This window comes from Allomuricauda sp. R78024, from assembly GCF_044596045.1.
Classification (GTDB): Bacteria; Bacteroidota; Bacteroidia; order Flavobacteriales; family Flavobacteriaceae; genus Flagellimonas.
The window spans coordinates 309,967-335,074 of sequence record NZ_CP138995.1; the positions used below are offsets into that span (position 1 = coordinate 309,967).

At 37.2% G+C, this 25,108-nt stretch carries 19 protein-coding genes; 4 read left to right on the top strand and 15 right to left on the bottom strand.

Going from position 1 to position 25,108, the window contains the following annotated elements:
- Nucleotides 1-295 precede the first annotated feature (295 nt).
- Both SJY44_RS01335 and SJY44_RS01340 read right to left on the bottom strand, forming a co-directional pair.
- Nucleotides 296-1,945, bottom strand: coding sequence for a tetratricopeptide repeat protein (locus SJY44_RS01335; protein WP_396590957.1), 1,650 nt, complete (start codon nt 1,943-1,945; stop codon nt 296-298).
- 51 nt (nt 1,946-1,996) lie between these two features.
- Complete coding sequence (locus tag SJY44_RS01340) at nt 1,997-2,233, bottom strand: NUMOD1 domain-containing DNA-binding protein (protein WP_396592108.1); 237 nt, start codon at nt 2,231-2,233, stop codon at nt 1,997-1,999.
- A 14-nt stretch (nt 2,234-2,247) separates the two neighbouring features.
- Here SJY44_RS01340 and SJY44_RS01345 point away from each other — a divergent pair, with 14 nt between their 5' ends.
- Together SJY44_RS01345 and SJY44_RS01350 are read left to right on the top strand one after the other, a co-directional pair.
- Nucleotides 2,248-3,510, top strand: a complete 1,263-nt coding sequence (locus SJY44_RS01345; RefSeq protein WP_396590958.1) for a vanadium-dependent haloperoxidase — start codon at nt 2,248-2,250, stop codon at nt 3,508-3,510.
- A gap of 354 nt (nt 3,511-3,864) precedes the next feature.
- Nucleotides 3,865-4,716 carry a type II CAAX prenyl endopeptidase Rce1 family protein gene (locus SJY44_RS01350; protein WP_396590959.1) on the top strand — a complete coding sequence of 284 codons (852 nt, stop codon included), beginning with the start codon at nt 3,865-3,867 and terminating at the stop codon, nt 4,714-4,716.
- Between the two features lie 132 nt (nt 4,717-4,848).
- Here SJY44_RS01350 and SJY44_RS01355 read toward each other — a convergent pair whose 3' ends face one another.
- The 4 genes from SJY44_RS01355 to SJY44_RS01370 form a co-directional block, all read right to left on the bottom strand.
- Nucleotides 4,849-5,994: an efflux RND transporter periplasmic adaptor subunit gene (locus SJY44_RS01355; RefSeq protein ID WP_396590960.1), complete on the bottom strand. Its 1,146-nt coding sequence runs from the start codon at nt 5,992-5,994 to the stop codon at nt 4,849-4,851.
- Between the two features lie 10 nt (nt 5,995-6,004).
- Nucleotides 6,005-10,336 carry a CusA/CzcA family heavy metal efflux RND transporter gene (locus SJY44_RS01360; protein ID WP_396590961.1) on the bottom strand — a complete coding sequence of 1,444 codons (4,332 nt, stop codon included), beginning with the start codon at nt 10,334-10,336 and terminating at the stop codon, nt 6,005-6,007.
- Nucleotides 10,337-10,414: 78 nt separating this feature from the next.
- Nucleotides 10,415-10,813 carry a hypothetical protein gene (locus tag SJY44_RS01365; protein WP_396590962.1) on the bottom strand — a complete coding sequence of 133 codons (399 nt, stop codon included), beginning with the start codon at nt 10,811-10,813 and terminating at the stop codon, nt 10,415-10,417.
- A 120-nt stretch (nt 10,814-10,933) separates the two neighbouring features.
- Nucleotides 10,934-11,671 (bottom strand): DUF1028 domain-containing protein, encoded by a 738-nt coding sequence (locus SJY44_RS01370; protein WP_396590963.1) that lies wholly within the window; start codon nt 11,669-11,671, stop codon nt 10,934-10,936.
- Between the two features lie 448 nt (nt 11,672-12,119).
- On the opposite strand from SJY44_RS01370, the gene SJY44_RS01375 reads away from it, so the two are divergent.
- Together SJY44_RS01375 and SJY44_RS01380 are read left to right on the top strand one after the other, a co-directional pair.
- Nucleotides 12,120-12,866 (top strand): carbonic anhydrase family protein, encoded by a 747-nt coding sequence (locus SJY44_RS01375; RefSeq protein WP_396590964.1) that lies wholly within the window; start codon nt 12,120-12,122, stop codon nt 12,864-12,866.
- A gap of 128 nt (nt 12,867-12,994) precedes the next feature.
- Complete coding sequence (locus SJY44_RS01380) at nt 12,995-13,645, top strand: leucine-rich repeat domain-containing protein (RefSeq protein ID WP_396590965.1); 651 nt, start codon at nt 12,995-12,997, stop codon at nt 13,643-13,645.
- Between the two features lie 838 nt (nt 13,646-14,483).
- On the opposite strand, the gene SJY44_RS01385 is transcribed toward SJY44_RS01380, so the two are convergent.
- The 9 genes from SJY44_RS01385 to SJY44_RS01425 are packed head-to-tail and all read right to left on the bottom strand — an operon-like array spanning nt 14,484 to nt 25,108.
- Complete coding sequence (locus tag SJY44_RS01385) at nt 14,484-15,635, bottom strand: alpha-hydroxy-acid oxidizing protein (RefSeq protein WP_396590966.1); 1,152 nt, start codon at nt 15,633-15,635, stop codon at nt 14,484-14,486.
- A 45-nt stretch (nt 15,636-15,680) separates the two neighbouring features.
- A complete protein-coding gene (locus SJY44_RS01390) occupies nt 15,681-16,682 on the bottom strand; it encodes a metallophosphoesterase family protein (protein ID WP_396590967.1) in 1,002 nt (333 codons plus the stop codon).
- Nucleotides 16,683-16,734: 52 nt separating this feature from the next.
- Nucleotides 16,735-17,085, bottom strand: a complete 351-nt coding sequence (locus SJY44_RS01395; RefSeq protein WP_396590968.1) for an L-rhamnose mutarotase — start codon at nt 17,083-17,085, stop codon at nt 16,735-16,737.
- Nucleotides 17,086-17,088: 3 nt separating this feature from the next.
- Entirely contained in the window at nt 17,089-18,384 is a 1,296-nt protein-coding gene (gene fucP / locus SJY44_RS01400; RefSeq protein WP_396590969.1) for an L-fucose:H+ symporter permease, read from the bottom strand.
- Between the two features lie 4 nt (nt 18,385-18,388).
- Nucleotides 18,389-19,183 (bottom strand): SDR family oxidoreductase, encoded by a 795-nt coding sequence (locus SJY44_RS01405; RefSeq protein ID WP_396590970.1) that lies wholly within the window; start codon nt 19,181-19,183, stop codon nt 18,389-18,391.
- A 5-nt stretch (nt 19,184-19,188) separates the two neighbouring features.
- Complete coding sequence (locus SJY44_RS01410; protein WP_396590971.1) at nt 19,189-21,282, bottom strand: alpha-L-fucosidase; 2,094 nt, start codon at nt 21,280-21,282, stop codon at nt 19,189-19,191.
- 2 nt (nt 21,283-21,284) lie between these two features.
- The gene (locus SJY44_RS01415) at nt 21,285-22,835 is read right to left on the bottom strand and encodes a sulfatase (protein WP_396590972.1); all 1,551 of its coding nucleotides are present in this window, start codon (nt 22,833-22,835) and stop codon (nt 21,285-21,287) included.
- On the bottom strand, nt 22,825-23,736 hold the full coding sequence (locus SJY44_RS01420; protein WP_396590973.1) for an alkaline phosphatase: 912 nt from the start codon (nt 23,734-23,736) through the stop codon (nt 22,825-22,827). The genes SJY44_RS01415 and SJY44_RS01420 overlap by 11 nt, the downstream gene beginning before the upstream one ends.
- Nucleotides 23,737-23,746: 10 nt before the next feature.
- The gene (locus SJY44_RS01425; protein ID WP_396590974.1) at nt 23,747-25,108 is read right to left on the bottom strand and encodes an alpha-L-fucosidase; all 1,362 of its coding nucleotides are present in this window, start codon (nt 25,106-25,108) and stop codon (nt 23,747-23,749) included.

The window sequence follows — 25,108 nt, forward strand, 5'->3', positions numbered from 1 at the left end:
TTCTTTAATGTTTTACAATTACATCTAAAGGAAATCTTTAAAACCATCAGACTTCATCCAAAACGGATTTTAAACGCAAATAAAAAACCTCTTCAAACCTCTTGAAGTGTTATATTTTATGGGTAAAAAAAAGCTTCAGGAGTTTAAAACTCTCTGAAGCCTTTTTGTAAGTGCTCCCCCTCTTGGGCTCGAACCAAGGAGGCTATGTGCCTAAACATCAATATTTTGACAGGTTGTCAACTTTTCTGTTAATCGAATTGTATGCCTCTTATGAAAGGTTTTCTAATATTAGTCTTTAATTATTCATCATTTTTTTGATAACTGCTATCTCTTTTTTTATTACTAACATTTGTGGGTCATTACTGCTGAGGTGCTTTTCAAAAATAGAGTACGCCTTTTTATAAAACTTCAAAGACTTCTCATATTTGCGTGTTTCGTGATACAAGTTTCCAAGTATTCCATAATAATAAGCAATATCTGGGTGATTGTCATCTGGATATTTTAATTGAACAATTGCCAACCCATCATATAAGTACTTTTCAGCTGAAACATAGTCCTTTAAATTCAACATGGCTATAGCAATATTTCTCAAAGTATTTGATATCTCATAGTGTTTGTTTCCATAATACAACTTGTCAATTTCAACAGACTTCAAACCAAATTCAATTGCATTTTCATAATTACCATTCTTAAAATGACTATAACCCAATCCTGAATATGACAATGCTAATCTGGAACTTTTTGGTCCCAGTTTCTTTATTATTATTTCATTGGATTTCCTAAAAAAACCTATTGCATCATTATATTGTCCCATTCTATTGTGTGTATTACCCTTACCCAAATATATATCAGCTAATAGCACCTTATTTTCTTCTTCATGAGATGAGATCATGTTCAAAGCTTTATTGAAGTATTCAAGCGCTTTACTATTCTTCCCAAAAACTCTAAATAAAACTCCCATTTCGGTATAGAGCATGCCAAATAAGTCAGGTGAATTCTGATAAAAAGAAGACGTAACATCAAGGCATTTTTGAAAATACATCATTGAGTTTTTAAAATCCTTTTTGTCCCTATATAAAATTGCCAACCCAAGATAAGCTCTTCGAAAACCATGCTTATGAAAATGTATTTCTTTATTTATTGACAAGGCATTCAAATAATAGCCCTTAGATTTCTCAAAATCGCTTTTCGCATGGTAAATATCACCATAGTTCAAATAAATCTCACAAAGCACAGATTTATTGTCAATGTCAGCCATATCATACTTTGCCATTGCCATATTAATCTGATTTAGTGCTTTGTCAATTTTTCCTAAAAAGAACAACAGATTAGAATAGCTAGAATGAATTCTTGGGTCTTCATTTTTTATCGCAGAAGCTAATTCAAAGTTTTCCTCAGCACGAGAATAGTTTGCATTCAAATTATACGAAAAAGCCTTGAGGTGATAAATTTTACTAAGTTCACTTTGATACAGTTTTGGGTTCTCTTCTAAGTATTGATCCAACAAATCAATAATTTCTTGGTATTTTGATTCAAAAAATAATCCGATGATTTTAGCTCTGAGGTTTGGATTGTTAAAAAAGGAAGAATTAACCGTCTTCCTTAAAAATTCATTTTCCGCAATAATTTCCTCTAGGGTTCTGGAATCCAGTTTTTTAATAAGATAATTGAATGTCCTTTTGTTTTGAAGTATTTTAAGATAATCTGACCCCAAAAGGCTTTCCAAAAGGCTTTCGGTTTGTTCCTTTGGGTAGTCAATTTTGTTAGAAATTCTATCCAGTCTCTCTTCTAAGGTATTCTTAAGTATATCAATTTCTTGTCTTGTCTTAGTTCCATCTTCATTGATACTTGTTTTTGAAGCATCACGATTACTCATATGTACGATATATGAACCTATCAAAATAACTATCAGACCAAGTATTAACATTTCTCTCTTAATTTTCATTAAATAAAATTATCAATTAAATTAAAAGATTGTTCTTGATTTAATATTCTTTTACAGCCAACAATATTTCCAAATAAATCCCCCTGCCTGTTTTCGTTCATCTCTGCATACTCTGGATATTGAGGTCTTACTTAATCCTGTAGCCTTTGCCGCATAAGAAACTGAGTCATAAATGGAAATCAAGCCTTTGTTCTTATCATATTGGAAAACTCTCTTATCTCGCTTGTTTTCAACGTTAGGATATTCATTGTGCTTAAAATAACTCCAAAAAAAACTTTTGTAAGTCACCAATTTCCCCAAACATGCGTTCGATATTCGTTTCAATTTTTGATGCCTGGTCAAGATATGACAACAAAGCAATACCTGTTTATCTTAATGAAACTGTAAGAAGACCGATTAATGAACGTACCCTGGAGAACAAAGAAATAGCTATCAGCTACGCCGCTTTTAGAGCAATGAGCGAATACTATTATTCAGATAAAGAGTTGTTCATAAATTTCATGAAGGAACTGGGTTTAGACCCAGAAAATGAATCATTGGATGCAAGTACTCCCGAAGGTATTGGAAATTTAGCGGCAAAAGCGGTAATTGAAGCTCGAAAAGGAGACGGCTCTAACCAATACGGTCAAGAAAGGGGCTCAAACGGTGAACCCTATTTTAATTATGTGGGTTACGAACCTATTAATTCAGTTGATAAGAATGTTGACCCTAATCGTTGGCAACCTAAATATTTTTCAGATGGAAAAGGCGGAAAATTCGCTCCGGGGTGCTTAACTCCATTTTGGGATAAAGTCAAACCAATTGCATTAAAATCAGGTGACCAATTTCGTCCAGGCCCTCCTCCAATGATTGGTTCAGAGCAATTGGAAAAAGAAGTTCGAGAAGTTATTGAAATGCAAGCCAATTTAACAGACTATCAAAAAGCATTGGTGGAGTTTATGCGAGACGGTCCACAATCGGTGCAACAAGCAGGGCATTGGCTAAAATTTGCACAAGACGTTTCCCGAAGAGACAATCACACACTTGACCAAGATGTGAAAATGTACTTCTACAATCAGGTAGTTGCAATGGATGCTTTTATTGCTTCATGGGATTCAAAAATGTATTATGATTATGCCAGGCCGTATGCATTGGTACATCAATATTACGATGAACAAAAAATTAAAGCTTGGGGAGGAGAAGGAAAAGGAGTCATTGAAATAGACGGAAAACAATGGAGACCCTATTCTCCTGAAACTTTTTTATGTCCGCCATTTCCAAGTTATGTTTCAGGACATAGTACCATTAGCGGAGCATGTGGAGAGGCATTAAAAATGTGGACGGAGAGTGACTTATTTGGCTCAGAAGCGGAATTAATTGCAGGTGCAATGACAGAACCTGATAATTTAGGGGAGACCATTACTTTAAGATTTCCGACATTTACAGAAACTGCTGAAATGGCTGGGATTTCGAGGGTTTTAGGAGGTTATCACATTCAAGCGGATAATGTAGCTGGATTGGAGTTAGGAAGGAATGTCGCTAAGGAGATTTGGAAATTTTATAAAAAACATATTGGAGAACAATAACAGCGCATTATGTAGCAAATTGGATAGAGGAAAAACACTTCTTTGAATTAGTGCAAACTCGAAAATCCACAGCTTCTACTTTGCCTTACTTACTATTAAACCAACTGTTAGACTCACAAAACGAAGGTTTTTCAGGAATCAACCTCTCTTCCATAATCTCTCTCATGAATTGGCCATTTTACAGGACTGATTATTATCATAGATATATTTTATCGCGATTGCTACATTACAAAGAGACTGTCGATGCCCTTTACCAAATTACCAAGTACACTGAGCATTGAGCAAAGGATGTTAAGTCGGGATTGTTCTGATATATATGGTCGTTGATCATTTTTTCTATATCGTCGATAATTTATGAGAGAATACATAAAAAATAGTCCAGTTACACTCTTCTTCATTCTGACATTTATAATTTCATGGAGTGGAATTTTGATTGTTGCATACCAAACTGGAATTCCTGCCACAACAAAACAGTTTGATAAATTACTTCCAATTGCAATGATTCCATATTTGCTGGGCCCTAGTATTGCAGGTTTCATTATGATCGGTCTAACTAAAGGCAAAAAGGGATTTAGCGGACTATTTAAAAAGCTTTTAAAGTGGCGCTTAGGAAGCTCAATCTATCTAATAGCTATATTTATCATACCTGTCCTTTCATTTATTTCTCTTTTTATTTTATATCAATTTTCAGAAGTATACATTCCGGACATTGTTACAACAAATGATAAAACAACCTTAATTCTAAGTGGATTGATTTATGGAATAATAGGTGGTGGTCTTTTAGAGGAGTTGGGATGGTCTGGATATGCAACTCCTAAACTAAGGGAAAAATATGGCGTATTAAAGACCGGTTTGATTATTGGCGTATTCTGGGGGGCATGGCATTTCCTTCCTGTTTTTTGGGGATCCGGTGATAGTTCAGGTAACTTGGTCCTACCAAAGTTTTTACCTGGTTTATTTTTTCACTACGCAGGTTTAATACCTGCACGGATACTTATAGTTTGGCTTTATGATAGGTCACTCAGTTTAATTCCACCCATAATTGTGCATGCAACACTCACAGCATTCACATTTTTCATCTTCAATATTTCTCAAGTGGGGGTCTCTCTTTTTATTTATTATGTCCTCCTTGCTATTGGATTTTGGGTATTTGTCGCTCTTGTCAAGAGCAAATCATTATTGAAACCAAGAAAGATTATAAAATGAACATACTTCAAAAAGCAAAATTGTTCCCGTAAAAGGAACGTTTTTTGAGACTTATCCTTTTCCTTAACTCAATTCTATTAACCATCTATCTTTTAGGGCAACCTGCTTTTTTTAAAAAAAAGTGTTAATCAATTAATACCCCAATAGATTAAAAGCTCCCTTAGTTAAATATTGTGCGTCGGAATTAAAGGAATCTTTACTTTGAATAATTGTATAACCTTTTGAAGTTCTCTTTACTATTACTTCTTGCGGGTTGAAATAATATATTCCCCCTATCTTTTTATCCAAAACCAATACATATGGGGTTTCATCTACTACAATTACAGCTTCATCTGGCAATGCTTTCTCGATATCAAAATCTGTGATAATACTTGCCTCTACAAACATTCCCGTCAAAAAATTATTACTTGACTCATCTTCCAAATGTCCGTGTACTTTAATCGTTCTATTAGATTCAATAGAAGTGCCCACAAGATGCACCTCTGCTTTAAAAATTTCTGTGGATACTTCTGGGATTTTAAAATGGATTTTTTGACTTTTTTTAATCTTCATAATGTCCTTCTCAAAAACTGAAAGCTCTAAATGTACATGGTCATTATTAATGATTTCCATAATCGAAGTGGCAGGTGAAACATAAGAGCCTTTTGTTACATTTACTTTTGTAATACTTCCAGAAATAGGTGCGTATATACTCACAACTGAACTAATTTTTCCTGCTTGAACCCTCGAAGGTAAAATTTTGAGCATCCGTAGTTGCTTGTCTAAACCAATATGTCTTGCAACTGCTGTTTTATATTCACTTTCTGCTTTTAAATAACTTTTTTGTGAAGTGATATTTTCGGCTTTCATTGTTAGCTGTCTTTCATATTCAGCCTTTAAATAGGTGAGTTGCCCGTTGACTTCCATATACTGTTGCTGCATGGTCACGAACTCTGGATTTTCAATCGTTACCAGCACTTGACCTTTATGAACCTTATCGCCTATGAGTAATGGTGTGGTTTTGATGTATCCGCCCATTGTAGCATTTACAACAGCCCTGTTTTCTGGCGGGACATCAATCATTCCGTTTACAGAGACAACACTGGGAAATGCCTTTTCTTCAAGATTTCCTAGAGCCATTTTACTTTGTTCAAATTGCGCCTGGGTTACTTGGATGCGGCCATCCATTGCCTTTTTGCTTTCAGTTTCAACCTCTGCTGATCGCCTATTTTTTTCACCACAACTAAATAGGGCAAAAACAAGACATAGCGTTACTGTTTTATATAGGTTACGTTTCATAACGTTGTGTTTATAGGGTTAGGTAATTAATGGCAATAATGGTTTGATTGTACTCATTGAGTTTGTCGAGATAACTCAACTTTATCTCATAAGCGCTTTCTAAACTTTGGATGTATTGATAAAAATCAATCTCTCCATTTCTGAAGCTGCTATTAGCTGTTTTTAAAATTTCTCCGGAAAGTATTTCACCTTCATTTTCATAGTAATCCAATGCTTCTTGAAACTGAGTCAACTCTATCTTCAGCTCATTAAATTTTGCATTTAACAGAATTTCATATTCACTAGATTCAGCTACCGCAATACCTTCTGCAATTCTAGCAGCTTTAATTCGAGACGATTCTCCTCCAAAAAGTAGTGGTATTTTCAAGCCCAATTGATATCCATAAAGACTTTCATTTAATTCTGAATTTGTGCCTTGAAAATAGTTAAGGCTTATATCTGGCAGTAATTTTTGCTTTTCAAAACGATGTTCTGCTTGTAGTAATGAGATACTATTTTGGTAATATGCTATTTCTGCACTTTTATTGATATCTATAGTATTCATTGTTACTTTAAGTGAGGGTTCATTGGCGATAATAATAGCTTCATCTACCTGAATTACCTTTAATAAAACACCGTAAGCAAGTATGACTTCTTTTTGTGCTTGCGTATATTTAAGATTGATTTGTTTTTGCTTGGATGCTGCTGTGATTTTCTCCAGATAATTGGTTTCGCCCAATTCAAAACGTCTTGTCGCTACTTTGGAAAAGTTAGTATACAGACTGTCCAATCTTTTATAAACTTCTTCCTTTTCTCTAGCGATTTGATATTCATAATAAGCCGCTGTCACTTTACGAGCTATTCCTTTTTTCTGAATGTGATATGAACTCGAAGTAACTCCATAACGTGCCTGATTCACTTTCTTTTCAGAGAAATAAACGGTTGGAAACCTGAAGTCTTGCTGAATTCCGAATACCCGTAAAGGTTCATTGTTTAAAGCCAAATTATTCTCATCAAATCCATAATAAAACTGCGTTTTATCAAAACTAAATGCACTATTTATTAAAGCATCAGATTGTTCTACTTGTAATTCACTTGCTTTTAATCCTGCATTATTTTCGATAGCTAGAGAAATTAATTTTTGTAGTGTCTCAGGTTCTTGCTGCGCTTTTGCATTCATGGAAAACAACAATGCAACGACACTCAAACCTGCTATCGTAGCCTTGTTAGAGGTTTTTTTCTTTTTATTAGGTGCATTCAGATACGAATAAAGTACTGGTAACACCACTAATGTTAAAAGTGTAGCAGTAATTAAACCTCCTATAACAACTGTAGCCAACGGTCGTTGCACTTCAGCTCCTGCATTGGTTGAAATTGCCATGGGCAAGAACCCTAATGCTGCTGCAGACGCGGTTAATAATACCGCTCTCAACCTATCTTTTGTTCCTTGTTTTATTAATGCCTCCATACTTTCAAATCCTTCTTTTTGTAATTCTTTAAAGTGCTCGATAAGAACAATACCGTTAAGTACCGCAATACCAAATAGCGCAATGAAACCAACTCCTGCCGATATACTAAATGGTAAATCGCGAATCCATAACAACAAAACACCACCAACTGCTGCGAGAGGAATCGCTGAATAAATCATTAATGCTTCCTTTACAGATTTAAATGCAAAATATAGCAGGACGAATATTAAGATTAGCGCAATGGGTACAGCTACCATCAGACGAGACTTTGCACTTTGTAGATTTTCAAACTGGCCACCATAGGTAATTGTATAGCCCACAGGTAATTCTATGTTGGTATTTATTAAACCTTGTACGTCGTCGACCACGGATTGTAGGTCACGGTTACGTACATTGATGCCCACCACAATCCTCCGCCTGGTATCATCACGGGAAATTTTTGCAGCTCCTTTTTTATAACTGATATCCGCCAATTCACTCAATGGAATCTTTCCACCACTAGGTAAATCGACATACAGATTTTTAAGGTTATCAATGTCCTTACGTTTCTGTTTATCCAATCGGACCACTAAATCAAATCTCTTTTCGCCTTCAAAAACGACACCAGCAGATTTTCCTGCAAATCCCATTAATATCATATCATTCAACTCTTGAATGTTAAGTCCATACCTGGCAATCTTAGCACGATTATATTTTACACTCATTTCAGGCAATCCTGCTATCTTTTCAACGGAAATGTCCGCCGCACCCTCCACGTTTTTAATTAAAGCACTGATCTCACTTCCTTTTTTGGCCAAGACTTCCAAATCATCTCCAAAAATCTTGATAGCGATATCAGCTCGTACTCCAGTAATTAGTTCATTGAATCGCATCTCGATAGGCTGCGTAAATTCTACTTCCATTCCCGGAATAATAGCTAATGCTTCTTTAAACTTATCCGCCAATTCATCTTTAGATGAAGCAGACGTCCATTCACCTTTAGGTTTAAGAATAATGATCACATCACTCTCTTCCATAGACATTGGGTCAGTAGGTACCTCGGCAGCACCAATACGTGTGACCACTTGTTTGACTTCTGGAAACCCTTTTAAAAGTATCTTCTCAATTTCGGTAGTGATTTCTATGGTGTTACTTAAGGATGTTCCTGTTTTTAAAACAGGTTGAATAACAAAATCGCCTTCATCTAAAGTTGGAACAAATTCTGCCCCCATTGTACTATATAAATAGAGAGAACCAACCAAAAGTGCTACTGCAATACCGAATACCAACTTCTTACTTTTAAGTGCCCAATGAATAACAGGTTCATATACTCTATTGAACCATTTCATTAATCGAATTGAGATGTTTTTATCAGTGGCTTTTGATGGTTTTATAAATATTGATGCCACAACTGGGACATACGTAAAACAAAGAAGCATTGCCCCAATAAGCGCAAAACTAAAAGTCAATGCCATAGGCTTGAACATCTTTCCTTCAACACCGCTCAATGATAAAATTGGGATGAAAACGATTAAAATAATGAGCTGTCCAAAAATAGCCGAGTTCATCATTTTTGAAGCTCCGGAAAATGTGATCTTATCTTTTAACTGTTGTCTCTCCTTTTTCGAAACAGCGTTGATCTCATCTTTTTTCTGCGTGATTTGAAAAGCAATGAATTCTACAATGATTACTGCGCCATCAATTATGATTCCAAAATCAATAGCACCTAAACTCATCAAGTTAGCATCCACTCCAAAGATGTACATTAAGGACAATGCAAAAAGCAAGCATAATGGAATAACCGATGCTACTACCAGTCCAGAACGGAAATTACCTAAGAGCAATACCACGACAAAAATAACGATCAAACACCCTAGAATTAGGTTTTCGGTCACTGTAAAGGTTGTTTTGGCAATCAGCTCACTACGGTCAAGAAAAGCATTGATATAAACGCCTTCTGGTAATGATCTTGAGATTTCTTTAACCCGTTCTTTTACAGCTTCAATAACTTTCTTGGAATTTGCATCTTTGAGCATCATTACTTGCCCTAAAACCTTCTCTCCTTCTCCATTACCTGTAATCGCTCCAAAACGAGTGGCACTTCCAAAACCTACTTTTGCAACATCTCTTATGTAAATAGGGATACCATCTTCGTTTTTAACAACGATGTTACTAATGTCGTCCAGGGATGAAACAAGGCCTTCGCCACGAATAAAAAATGCTTGGTTCACCTTTTCAATATAACCACCGCCAGAAACGCTATTGTTCATTTCTAAGGCCGTAAAAACATCGTGCGCTGTGATATTCATCGCATTTAGCTTTTCGGTATTAATAGCGACTTCATATTGTTTTAAGAAACCACCCCAAGTATTTACTTCAACAACTCCAGGAATACCTGAAAGTTGCCGTTTTACAATCCAGTCTTGTATAGTTCTTAAATCTTCCGCATTGTAATGGTCTTTAAACTCTGGTTTTACATCAAGGATATATTGATAGATTTCTCCAAGTCCTGTGGTAATGGGGCCCATTTCTGGTGTACCAAAGCCCTCAGGGATTTTCTCTGACGCAGATTTTATTTTTTCGGCAATAAGCTGCCTTGGCAGAAAGGTTCCCATCTCATCTTCAAAGACAATAGTAACAACTGATATCCCGAATTTAGAAATGGAACGAATCTCCTGTACACCAGGTAAATTGGCCATTTCTAATTCTACGGGATAGGTGATAAACTGCTCCATGTCCTGTGTGGAGAGGTTTCTAGACGTTGTGATAACCTGAACCTGATTGTTGGTTACATCTGGGACGGCACCAATGGGGATCTGAGATAAGGAATATAATCCGAATCCAATAATAAAGGTTGTGAATAAGAGAACAATAAACTTGTTCTTTATACTGAAATTAATAATGTATGATAGCATTTTTTCATAATCTAATCAATGTGAAAAGCGCTAGGTCAATAATTTGACCAGGTGCTAAAATGAATACTTCTGATTACATTATGAAAGTCGCGGCGGCTGAAAGAGGCCTTCGGTGTGAAGAGTGGACGAAAGTATTTGATAATAAAAATTAGCGGTGCTAAATTCTGAAAATTCAGGTGTTTTAAACTCCGTAATATATGCGTTCAAAGTAAAATCCGTGAGGGAGGTGGCATGCGATTGATGTTGAAAAGGGAGCTGTTCATGGTCCTCCTTTTCTTCTTGATGTTCTTCATTATGGTCAGCTTTTAACTCTCCGTAATGCTTGGAAATAAAGATTAAAACATTATCTCCATATTGTTTGTTGTGAAATTGTGCATGTTCTATGAACTCATCAATTTGCACCAAATCATCAAAGTGCAGCCCAAAACTCTGTAACAGGATTATAAAAGATAGCGATATAGAAAATAGTTTGCTCACTATCACAAAGTTAACAAAAAGGTAATAATGATTGGCTTATAAAATCTCGTAAAATGAACGATTTAAAGTACTCTGCCAATTTTCACCATTGGTTCTTTCAAATGGCCCTTTTATGGGATATCAATTTTCTTCTTTTTGCCTCCAATATTCAAATTGTTGATTTAATAAGGTAACTGCTGGATTTCCACCATCTTCAATACCTTGAATGGCAAGTTTTAGAATAGCGCCTTTTTCTGGTTTATAAATTGAAATAAAAGCGGATCTGGCAAACTGAGTGCCACATCTCTTATCCCCACCTACTTCCTCTCCGGCCTTTAAGGCTAACATTAGACGTTCTGCTAACGATTTGTCTCTATTACTATTGAAAGCCTCGTATGCTTTAGCAACTACTTTTTCCCCTACCAGTATATTACCCAATACAGCAAAATCATCTCCGATTTTTTCTCCATTCCAATCGGCGATAATGTTCCCTGAATATACTAAGGGAACTGTATTCTCCTCTAAAACCACCAAACCGTATTGTTGGTTTTCGGGGTCAAACTCATCACTTCTCATTGCGGTAAGGATTTGTTCAGGGGTCATGTTCTTCTCCATTAAACTTACTCCTTTCATTCGAGCAAAGTAACTACTGGCCGCTTGCACAACAATAGCTCCTTTACCTGGCACTATTGATGCAATACCAGAAACATCAAATGTACAAGAGGCGCCAACTATACCTATTTCTCCAGTTTTACGGTCAACGGCTATTATAGACCAAGTCGCATAGGTGTTTAGTGAAAAGAATACAATAAGAAATAATGAACAGAAAATCTTCATCATTCGACTTTCTTGATTAGTGATAATATTTAAAGTTTTCATAGGGCTTCATTTTGACTTTATTAAATTTCCTTTAATAAGGACAAAGAATTTTTAAAATGGTTACACTTTTTATAAAATTTTCAACGTGATCTTGAATTGTTAGTAAATCAATTGAAGTCTACACAGGTCAATTTACCACCAACTTAGGAAGATGATCCATGATTGCTGAGTTCAAATATTAATTTTCGAACAGTCCTATGAAACGTTCGTGGCCGTTGCAGAAGTGGTCTACGTACAAGAGATCGACCCAAGTAGGCTGTTTTTGCGACGGCTTTCCCTTTTCTCTTCTTGACTGTTCATTTTTTTAATCCAACATTTGTTTCAAAAAAACATATTTAAAAGTATTACTATTATATTATAATAGTTTAACTATTAATTATGAATAGTAATAGTATTAAATTGAATTAGATGATATAATTTCGCCATATACAATTTAAACAACATGGTTATGAAAACAATTTGGAGTGCCACAAGTATTTTTTTAGCATTTGCTACATTGGGTTTTGCCCAGGTAAACGATAGTTTCGAAACTTCCAGTGAAACCATAGAAATCGATAGGAGCCGTATTTTAGTGGAAAGTGTATTGAGTAAAGAAGAGCAAGCTGCACTTACACCTCAAGATGTCTACAATAGTTTGGCCGCTGGTAACGAAAGGTTTGTACGGAGCGACCTAACGGCTAGGGACCATTCCATACAGATACGGGAAAGTGCAGCTGCCCAATACCCCAAAGCTATCGTACTTTCATGTGTTGATAGTCGAATCCCGGTAGAGGATGTATTCGATAAAGGAATAGGTGATATTTTCGTAGCACGTGTCGCAGGTAATTTCATCAATGATGATATTCTTGGAAGTATGGAATTTGCCACTAAGGTTGCAGGGGCAAAACTTATTCTGGTTATGGGACATGAAAATTGCGGGGCCATACATGCTGCCATTGATGGCGCTGAACTGGGACATATAACCAAAATGCTCAAAAACATCCAACCGGCAATTTCAATATCTACTAATTCCAAAGGACAAAAATCATCCAAAAATAGATTGTTCGTTCACGAGGTTAGCGAGAACAATGTTCGCCATGCCATAGAAATGATAGTAAAGGAAAGTGATTTGTTAAGGACAATGTTGGAAAACGGTGAGATTGGCATAAAAGGAGCTGTATATGATATGGATACTGGGGTAGTGAATTTTCTGTAACCCCAAAACTATACCAAAAGAAATTTATCAAGGGTTATAAGCTTGTTCAGATACCTATCAACAGTCTTATAGTATTTGCTGGTCCTATATACGGGCGACCTTAATGTTAACTATTTAAATTATAACTTATGACAAAGTATTCAACCCTATTTTTAATGGTTTTCGTTTTTTTCGCTAAAAATGCATTAGCCCAATCAACTTTAGATTCAATTCAATCAAAAAAGGATTATGTTAGTTTGGACGAAGCTCTAAAAAATCCTGAGAATGTCTATAGGATTGACTTGAGCAACCAAAATTTGCAAGTCGCAGACAGTATTTGGTCAAAATTCACGAATCTCCAGTATTTAAGTTTGAAAAACGACCACCTCAAAGAAATACCGGAGGGTATCGGTTATTTACAAAATCTAAAAGTGCTTGATTTGAGTGGAAATGATTTTAAAGTTTTACCCTCAACTTTCAGTAACTTGATCAAGTTACAGGAGTTATTTTTAAATGATGAAAAGTACTTTAAGTTTAAAAAGAACATCCCCGTCCTAAGCACAATGCCAAATTTAAAATCGCTCCATATTGAAAATGATGGCCTAAAATCATTGCCCAAAGACATTTATAGACTTAGCCATTTAGAGTCTTTGTACCTAAATGACAACAAATTCAGAGAAATACCAACAGAATTGAATGGATTGAAAAATTTACAGTTCCTAGATTTGCACGATAATAAATTCACTCTGCCGTCGCAAAATTTTCAAAACCAAAATTTTGGATACAAAATTAGATTATAAATGATATGTTTATAAAGAGGCGCTGCAAGAGACCCACAGAATAGTATATAAATTCCAAGCTCTTGCAGAACTTATCGTTTAAAGTATCTTTTAAAGTATGAAATGGACATTTACTTGTTGTGACCTTTGATCTAGCTAGAGATTTAATTCGTCAAATAATTCCCGTATCGTGAAATTGAAAAGAACTGCCCTGAAGTGCGGCCATAGATGCATCCAACGAAAGAAAACTTTGATATTATATGAAAACCGATAGTTTTGAAACTTTACTTCAACACCTTCGATACTGAATGGAGAATTCTAATTGACGAAACAAGTGCATTTGATCCCCCGTCAATTTAACATGTTAAAAAAATGTAGTTGTATTCTACATAATACTACTGAAAATCAGTTTGAACTTTCAATTAAATTCCGAATTCTTTAAAACCAATTGTATTTAGCACTGTAAAATTACATCCTCTTTTGGGACTCATAATTAGTCCTACAAAACCAAAAATTTTTAAGACTCCATAGATTTTCTAAACCGAATTCATTAAACGGCCGGTTTTGAGACTACTCGCTTATCCTTATATTAAAAAAAAGACGACACTTAACAAGTTACTCAAATGGCCAAATTGATACAGGTTCTAAGTGCGGAACGGCCATGAATATTTACCATAATCGTTGACGCGCGGTAACAATCCGTTGTACAAAAAAGAATAAGTCTTCTAGCGATAGCTGAGGCCCGCTGAAATCGAAAAAGACAGGACAATATTTAGAAGCAATAGAAGCTTTTTATAAAGATTGGACTCCGTTTTGGATTACCATTCGAGACAAGTCTCTCCAAGGGCGGAATGTTCTGTTACTGTTGTTTTTCTGCTAAATACTTTGGAAAATCTGATGTACTTTCACAACTAATCTGCTCCATTATCTGTTGCAACTGTGTTTTAAGAATGGAGATGGTATGGTTGCCACCATTTTTGCCAAGAGCTGCCACGCCATACATAAACGATCGACCCATAAAGGTAAATGCCGCCCCACTGGCCATACATCGTGCGATATCAGGCCCTGAACGGATACCGCTGTCCATCATCACGGTGATTTTATCACCATAATTCTCTGCAATCCTTGTCAAGGGTCGAATGGATGATTCACCTGCATCCAATTGTCGACCCCCATGGTTTGAGACAATAATGCCATCAACCCCCAATTTAATCGCTTTTTCTGCATCACCTTCCGTGGCAACTCCTTTAAGCACCAATTTACCTTTCCAAAGATCTCTGATTGCAGCTATTTTATCAACATCCATACGTTTACTGAAGGTCCGGTCCATAAACTGACCGAGCTGCTTCAGATTGAGGTCTTTGGGCATATAGGGTTTGAGAACTTCAAAGTTAGGCTGACCATAACGCAACGTATTAAAAGCCCATTGTGGTTTCCCCAATATTTGAAGAATATTGGCTACTGACATTTTGGGTGGCATGGAAAGGCCATTTTTAATTTCCTTGGGACGAAACCCAAATGTTGGTGTATCGCATAACAAAACCATAACCGGACAACCTGCAGCCTCCGCCCGTTTGATTAAGTCGTTACGTACCCGTTCTTCGGTTGGGTGGTATAATTGGAACCAAGCGTTACCCTCTGTTACTTCGGAGATTCGTTCAATGCTTGATGTAGTAACCGTACTAAGAATAAAGGGAATATTGTTTTCAAATGCTGCTTTGGCCAATATTTCGGATGAATTGGGCCACATTAGTCCTTGAAGTCCTACAGGAGCAACCCCAAAAGGAGCATTGTAATTCTTTCCAAAGAGTTGAGTGGTTAAACTGGTGCCATTAAATTTTTCTAAATAACGCGGTAGTAATTCAACCTTTCTAATTTCAGTTGTGTTTTTTTTTAAGTTTATCTCTTCATTACATCCACCATCCAAATACTCAAAAGCAAACCTAGGAATTCGTTTTTTAGCCCTATTCCTTAAGTCGTCAATGGTAGGATATTTAGTATTGTATTCCAAATCCTTATTTTTTTGATTCCAATAACTCGATCTATACTTTAAATGCTAAAACCGCAGTTTATAGTCTGAAATTTTTGCTGAATACTCATTTCCATACACACCCTTAGGTAATCCATCATCATAAGGAGATGGTGCAGTCCATTCACTTTTGACACCTTCAATGGCCAATGTTCCCTCAGGTTGCATATCAGCAAAGGCATATAATGGATCTTTGTAAGTGGCCATATTAGGCAGCCATTTGTATTGCTCGTACATCTCTTTGGGATAGCGCTCAGTATTCTTATATTTATCTTCCATCCATTGATATGACATGCTGTTGATTTCAACATAATCAATTCCATTTTGATGATGATGGAAATCTAAGTGATTATGGCCGTTCATACAGCAAATAATCTTTTCTTTATGGACTTCCATTATTTTCTGAAGGGTCAATCGGTTTTTTACACCCCACTGGTAATGCCACAAACTTTGATGCGAAAATACAATGGTCGGTAATTGGGTAGCTTCAAGATCTGCCTTAAACCATTCTATTTGTTCATTGTTAATGTAGGTTCTGTAATCACTGTTTACATAGAAATTCGATTTTTCATAATCAATAAATTTTCCATCTTGATATAAAAAATTCGCATCAAGAACAATGAAGTGGTAATTATTAAAATCAAAAGAGTAATACGTTTTAGGCATGCCCCAGAAATCTAACATTTCCTGCTTGGAATTTCTATCCATATCATGATTGCCTAAAACATGATATTTAGGCCCTTTAAAGGTTTCCCATATTTTTAGAAATTCTTGGTTTCTTGAATCCGCCATACAAAAATCACCCATTTGGATAATAAAATCGACTTGTCTATCAATAGCTTCGGAAATAAATTTCTGCAAGCGTGCATCAGCATCCGGCATCAAATCTTTGTGTACATCGGCCACAATACCAAACCTAAGTGGTTTGTTATTCTCTTTAATTGATGGTTTAAATGATAAAAGCGTCGGCATTAGAAAAGACCCGGCCGATGCTGGACCAATCAAGTTCATAAAATTTCTTCGCTTCATGTTTTAATTAATTCGGTTAATGTTATTTCATTAATCTTTATCACTTTATTTCTTATGCACCTGATTCTAATCGAAAAACCTCCTTCATTAACACCCATTTTTCGTTAGGCTTTGCCATTGGTAACGCTTTTTGATAGGTCCACATTAAATCTTCCCATTCTTTAACTTTTGGATTTTTTGAATCCATTTGTTGTTTTCTCTCAAAAGTAAAAGAAGAATCCACCTCCATAATCATAAACAGTCTATTCGCTATTCTATAGATTTCCATGTTTTGGATTCCAGAATCTTTGATACTTTGTATTATTTCCGGCCAGACTTTTTTATGATGTTCTTCATATTCATGGATAAGATTATCATCATCCACTAAATCCAAGGTCAAGCAGTATCTTTTTTTGTCTTTCATTAGCTATTCATATTTTTTAAAGACATGGTGCCCATACCAACTAATATATACAAAGCAAAGCATGGGTAATATAAAAGAGAAGTTTACCTCTGAGACCCCTAAAATTTTGATATCAGCAACACCATTTCCTCCAAGATCAATAATCATTCCCTGAAGTTTCGGCATTAAAGCACCACCAACGATGGCCATAATCAAACCGGCAGAACCCACTTTGGACTGATCTTCGGTAAGATTACCCAGAGCAATACCGTAAATGGTGGGAAACATGAGGGACATGAACATGGAAATTCCAACAATACAATAAAGCCCTACAATTCCTTTTACGAGAATAGCCCCAAGGGTGCACCACAAAGCCATGATGGCAAATAATTTCAGCAATTTACCTGGACTCATAAATCTTAATAGATAGGTTCCTATAGCACGGCCTACTACAAATACAACAAAAGCAGCCATTTGATAATATCCAGCGGTTACACTATCCATTCCTATGGCCTCTGCATATTGGTAGATGTATGTCCAGCACATGATCTGTGCCCCTACATATAAAATTTGGGCCAATACACCCATAACATATTTCTTGTTTTTGGATAATGTTTTAAAAATCATCCCAATACTTGGTATACCATCCTTGTCTCTGGCTTGCGGCATTTTACTAACAAGAAAAACAACAAAAATTATGGATATGACCAATCCCAAAATCACATATGGATCCCGGATGACCAATAAGTCTGAGGTCCTCACTAAAGTTTTGGCTGCCTCATCCAGCGCACTAAAATCTTCTATATCATCTGACTGTAGATTTTTGAGCACAAATTGCTGGGCAACGAAGAGCCCGCCTATCAAACCTACAGGGTTAAATGCTTGTGCAAGGTTTAAGCGTTGCGTAGCGGTTTCTTTGGCTCCCATGGCCAATGCGTATGGGTTTGCAGCAGTTTCCAAAAATGCCAACCCAAAAGTCAGTATGTAAAGACCTAAACAGAAAAACCAGAATTTTTCGGTTATGGCTGCTGGGTAAAACATAAGTGCACCAACAGCGTATAAACCCAAACCTATAAGAATGCCAACTTTATAGGAGTACTTTCTCATAAACAGTGCAGCCGGTAATGCCATACAGAAATATCCCCCGTAGAAGGCCATTTGCACCCAAGCGGCTTGTGAATTTGAGAGCTCCAACACCTTCTTGAACGCTTGTACCATAGGATCGGTGACCGCATTTGCAAAACCCCAAAGTGCAAAAAGGGAGGTGACTAGGATAAATGGAAAAAGTACTTCTTTGGATACTACTTTTGGTCGACTCATAATTTTAATTGCTTGGTTTGGTTAATGTTCTATCCAAATGGGTATAGCCGCCATCAACATAAATAAGCTGCCCAGTTGTATGGTTTGATTTTTCTGAAAGCAAAAAAACCACTGCATTGGCAATCTCCTCCGCAGAGGTCATCCGGTTTTCCAAGGGTATTTTATCTGTAATTTCCTTCAATTTTTCCTCAGGATTTTCGAATGTTTTGACCCATCGTTCATATAATGGGGTATAGCACTCAGCAACAATCACCGCATTCACCCTAATTGCGTACGGAAGTAATTCTACTGCCCACTCACGGGTAAGGGAGTTTCTTGCTCCGTTGGCAGCTGCATATCCAGAAGTGCCTCCCTGACCGGTAACCGAGGTTTTAGAGCCAATATTTACAATACTTCCACCACTTTTTTTCAATTCTGGAAGGGCGTGATGGGCCATCAAGTAATAGTGCCCTACATTACGCTCCAAAGAGCGTTTAAAATCTTCATAATTGCCATGCTCCAATCCAACCCCATCATTAACACCTGCATTGTTGACAAGCCCATCTATTCTCCCAAATTCTTTCACTACTTTTTCAATTGCGTTCCTGCATTGTTCAGGATTTGTGAGCTCTGCTAGGGCATAAAAGGCCTTTCCTCCTTTTTGTATAATTGCATCAACCGCTTTTTGTACATCATGTTCTTTTCGGCCAATAATTACAGGGACAGCTCCTTCATCTGCAAGCACATTACAAATCCCATTTCCGATGCCTTTGTCACCTCCTGTGACTATAATGACTTTATCTTTCAATCCTAGGTCCATAATACTTATTTGGTCAATACTCCTATTTCGCCAAAAGAAACTCTCGGGTCTTCTCCATGAATTTTGAGTGCCTTTAATTTAATATATCTCCCTGACAATGTTTCAAAAGATACCTTTTGTTCAATTCTATTGTTGACAACATTCCCAAACTCACCTTTTACAGCTGTTTTCCAATTCTTGTTATCCGTACTGACCAAAAACTCATAATGGGTTATTATGCCAAATGGATAGCGTATTTGTATGGGCCAATATGTAAAGCCCCTCAACTCGAAGGATTTACCCAAATCTATTGTAATTTCCGGTGTCTTTTGGTCTTCTTTGTCCGTTGCCCAAAATGTATGGGGGTTTCCATCCATTAGTTTTTCTGCATCTTCCAAATTCCCTGAAGAAGCAGCTATTAAGTGCCATTCCTTTTTAGCAATATCAAAATATTGGTTTGCCGGTTGGGTTTGTTGTCCGCTATCTGTATCTACAGCTATCGCCTTTATAGTAGCTGGTTCTTTCAAAGAAAAGGGCTTTGTGTATTTTGAAGATGATGTTGTTGGGTCACTGCCATTCGTTGTAAAATAAATATCAACCTTATCATCTGGCACGCTAATGGAAACCATTCCATCTCGATTTCTTGAAAAGACCGGTTCAACCAAAAGTGCCGGAGCTCTGTATAGTTCCAGATTTGAAAGAGTTACAGGTCCTTTCGAATCAAGTATTTCTACCTGTATTTTATCTGCTTTTACAGTTTCAAATTGAAGAATACGCTTATTGCCAATAGTGGTCTGTTCATCAATGGTTTTCCATTCGTCGTTCACCTCTGCGCTAACCTTAAATTTTTTAACTCGTTGTCCCAAAGGAATATATTCCTGCAAAACAATACGATTGACCTCTGTAGGTTCTTCAAATGAAACAGTAATGGACGCTTGGATTTTACCATCATTGGTGGCCCAATAGCTTTCCTTATCACCATCGATAGCATTTTCCGCGGAAAAAGCGGAGTCATTGCCACGTACATCTGAAGCAACAATAGTCTGTCCCTGTGCCAATTCATTTGCAAAATCTTTGTCAATTTGTTGTTTCAAAGCCAATAATTGCTCAACGTCCTTTTCATGAACAAGGCCTCTATCATCTACCGGTAGGTTTAATAAGAAATTGCCATTCCTTCCTACGGACTCATAAAAAGTCTGCACCAATCGTGGTAACGTCTTTACTTGGTGGTCTTCACCAGGATGGTAATACCAACCTGGACGAATTGAAGTATTTACTTCAGCTGGAAGCCAATGCGTACCATCTTCATGCCCTGATCGCAACTCTACATATCTAGGCCAGCCCGGATGTATCTCATCCCTACGCATAACACTCCAGTTGGTTTCGTTTGCCCAACCTTCTTCATTTCCTACCCATCTAACATCTGGCCCACCATCACTAAATATGACGGCATTAGGCTGTAATTCCCGAACCATTTTGGTGGTTTTGGGCCACTCGTAATAGGTTTTATTATCAATTTTACGGGTTTCATTTGCTCCTCCATAATACCCCGACCCTCCATTGGCACCATCAAACCAAACTTCAAACAATTCACCATAATTGGTCAAAAGCTCTCTCAGTTGTTCATGAAATAGTTGCACATATTCAGGTTTGCCGTAATGTTCATTATTACGGTCCCATGGAGAAAGGTAAAGCCCCAATTTAAGGCCATACTCTTTACAGGCATCTGCTAAATCTTGAACCAAATCACCCTGACCGTTTTTCCAGGGTGAATTTTTAACGGAATGTTCTGTGGTTTTGGTTGGCCATAAGCAGAAACCGTCATGATGTTTGGCGGTAAGAATTATACCTTTCATTCCAGCTTCTTTGCCCACTTTGGCCCATTGGCGCGTATCCAATTGTGTTGGATTAAACTGTTCCGGTTTCTCTCCTCCGGTACCCCATTCCATGTCGGTAAAAGTATTCATGTTAAAGTGGACAAAAGCGTAATACTCCAACTCATGCCACGCCAATTGGCGTTCCGAAGGAACAGGACCAACAGGCTCAGGAGGAATTTGACTGTTACACGATACGGATAATATTATTGCTCCTGCTATAACAAATTGGAGTATTTTTTTCATAACTACTGCTTACCTATGTTTATTTTTTGGTTGGGTAATGGGATTATTTGTCCGGATTCCTTATCGGAAGGCATTTGTGCGTTTACCTTAATGAGGTATTCTGATAGTATTTGTGCCATTTCCCTTGTCTTTTCTGCTTCAGTTGATATCATGTTTTCGGTTTCTCCAATATCGTTGGTGATATTATACAACTCCATATGTTGATCTTGGTGAAAATAAATCAACTTCCAATCTCCCAATCTTATGGCGCTAAAAGCTCCAATACCAGGACCTTCAGGTCCCCATTCGTTAGGGTAGTGCCAAAACAATGGTCGCTCTTCTTCATTGGCCACTTCACCTTTTAAGATAGAGGTAAAGCTTTTTCCATCAATAGTTTGAACTTTATTGCTATTTGAAATTCCTGCCATTTCTAAAATGGTGGGATAAAAATCTTCAATAATCACATAGTCATCAGTTGATGCCCCTGGTTTTATGGTTCCTGGCCATTTCACCAACATTGGTTCCCTTATGCCTCCTTCATAGATGGAACCTTTTCCGCTGGCCAGAGGCCTATTATGGGTGTGCGGTTCGCCACCTCGGGCAACAGCGCTCAATCCACCATTATCTGACATGAAAAGGATGATTGTATTGTCCTCTAGCTGATTTTTTTCTAGATAATCCATGATGTCGCCCAAACTTTTGTCCATTCCTTCGACCATGGAAGCATATTTTGCTTCTGTAGAATCCAATCCTGCCTCCACATACTTTTGAAAATATCTTTTATCCCCCATAATTGGAGTGTGAACCGCATAATGTGACATATACAGGAAAAAGGGTTTCTTGCCTTTAACGGAATCCAAAACACTTAAAGATTCTTGTGTAAGTGCCTCGGTCAGGTAGATATCCTTTCCATGGTATTTTTCCAGTCCTGGGACAGCCCAAACTTCTTTACCTTCCTTGCCCTTCCCAAAATTCTCCGTACCAAGATAACTTTCCGGGGCACCAGCTGCATGTCCAGCTATGTTCACATCAAAACCCAGGTTTAACGGATTATCCCCCGGTGTCCCAATAGCCCCAAAATGGGCCTTGCCTGTATGTATGGTGTAGTACCCTGCATCCTGTAGTAATTTGGGCAATGGAGTTGCGTGAACCGCTTTAGGGTCACCTTCAACGGGGCTCATTCCGTTCACATTCCATTCTGGAAAACTTAGCGTAGGATGATTCGTCTCCATGGGTTGAAGAGCATCCTTCATAAGCGTCCAATTGGTAACTCTATGTCTAGCTGCATTCATTCCTGTCATAAGGCTCACCCTTGTAGGAGAGCATACAGGAGTTGCATAGGCCTGGGTGAATTTCATGCCTTCTGCGGCCAAACGTTCCATGTTTGGGGTATGATATAAGTCATTATATTCAGTTCTTTGGCTCCAAAAAGGAACAGAGGTATCCTGCCAACCCATATCATCTACCAAAAAAAGGACAATGTTTGGTTGTTGTAGAATTTGCTTTTCAACTTCTCCGCACGAGCAGAGTATAATCAACAAGCATAAAAAGCCAAAAAAATTACTACTCCACATTTTTTATTGCTTCTAAGATTGGTTTTCCTCTCCAAAATTCTGGTGTTTTTAAACCTAGTATATACGCTATTGTAGCCGCCGTGTCATAAGTAACAACACTGCTCTCCAATTTTCCTTTGGAACTTATATTCTTGCCATAGATTATCCATGGAATTTCAACTTCCAACAAGGTTTTACCTCCATGTCCTTTTCCAACACCTCCATGGTCAGAGCTAAATAGTATCACAGTGTGCTCCATCAAGTTATTTTCTTCAAGAGCGCTTAAAATTTTTCCGACCAAGGCATCAATTTTTTCCACTTCCTTATAATACTCTGGGGTATCATGTCCAATATTATGCCCTGCTCCATCTGGTTGGTCAAAATGTATAAAGGTTAGTGAAGGTTTTTCTTTTAAGATAAATTCAATGGCCTTTTGCATAGTCTCTTCATCGGTTTTCCCATTGAAATCGATGTCGACCATATTCTTTTCAAAAAGATAACCAATACCTCCCCAAGAGTAGGAAACTCCTTTTTTTGTTTCTGGTAGTTGTTGGTGCACCAAGCTAAAAATAGTGGGGTATATGTTCCCGTCGCCAATAACCTTTGAAGGTAATTCTGGCGTTTTACTTCCCCATTCCGTATACCCATGTAGCTCAGGTCCAGACCCCATGATCATGGATGCCCAATTTACGGCACTGGATGACGGCAGAACTGATCGTGCCTCAAGGGTATATGATCCATTTTTCATCATCTTTCTTAAATTGGGAACCTTAGCTTTTTTGAAGGCATAAGCCCCAAAACCATCAGACCCGATCAATACTACATGCTTTGCCAAAGGTTTTGCCTGTTCTTGACTAATACAACATAAAACGCTGCCAAAAACAAGGAGCATAAAAACAAGTGATTCTTTTTTGAGATTCATCTTTAAGTATTTAATTACTTTCTATAACAGCACCATCTTCACGATATAAGTCCACCTCCTTGTCCAATAATAAGGCAAGTACGGTCATGTGGTCATCCAAAACATGTTCTGGAATATCTATATAGGTGATTCCTGGATAATGGCTCCAATAAACTTTACCAACTACTTTATGGGACAGTTTTGTTCCATTGCCCACCACCCAAATCCGATTGATCTTATTTTTAAGTCCGCGAACCACAATTTCACCATTGGGATTGCCCTTAACAAAAAGGTACAATGTTTTTTTATCTTTTGATAAGGTTGTAGGTCCATAGAAGTGCTCTTTGGGAATGCCCGCCCTTGATCCATAAATAGCCTCTTTGTGTTTAGCGGTCCAGTCTCCCAACTCGTTAAGGATATTTACCTGTTCTTTTGGAATGGTTCCGTCCGCTTTAGGGCCTATGTCCAATAGCAGATTTCCACCATTGGAAATAACATCGGAGAAAATTCCAATAATTTGATCTGGAGTTTTGTAATCATGATCGTTTTTCTGATAGCCCCATGAATTGTTCATGGTCATACACAATTCCCAGTATTTGTTTTTGGGTCTGGTAATGGGCATTCCTTGCTCTGGTGTTGCATAATCCCCATTTCCTTGTAATCGGGAATTTAAAATTGTATTGGGATTTTTTCCAAACAGCATATTTCTTACTTTAGGCACTTCCCATTCTTCAGAACTATGTTCCCAATCTCCATCAAACCAATAAAGATCAGGGTCATATAGGTTTGCTATTTCCTTTAATTGTCCTTGGTAGTATTTTAAGAATGTATTCCATCGTTTTGGATCTTCCTTTGTTTTGTATCTAAGAGAATCCCTTAAAAAGTGAGTATAATCTCCATAAGACCAATCTGGAAGGGAGTAATATATTCCAACCTTTAGGTTGTTTTTGCGAAGGGCTTTTACAAATGGACTCAATACATCTTTTTTGGCAGCTGAACTCTTGACCGCGTTGAAATCCCCATACTTAGAGTTCCATAGCGCAAATCCATCATGATGTTTTGATGTAATCACTGAATATTTAGCCCCACTTTTTTTGATAAGTTCAGCCCAAGCTTCCGGATTATAATTTTTGGCGGTGAATCCTTTGGTTTGTTTCAAATAATCATCATGTGAGATGTAGCCATTGTAAAATGACCAAGATTCATCAATCCCATTTACAGCGTATAGCCCCCAATGGATAAAAATGCCCAGTTTTGCATCTTGAAACCATTGCATTTTTTCATGGTTAACCTTATAGGTATCACTTTCTTGAGCTTTCAAGGCAGTTACCATGAACAATGATGACAAGATAATCGTAAATAAAACCCTTATAGGTATTTGACTGCTTTGCAT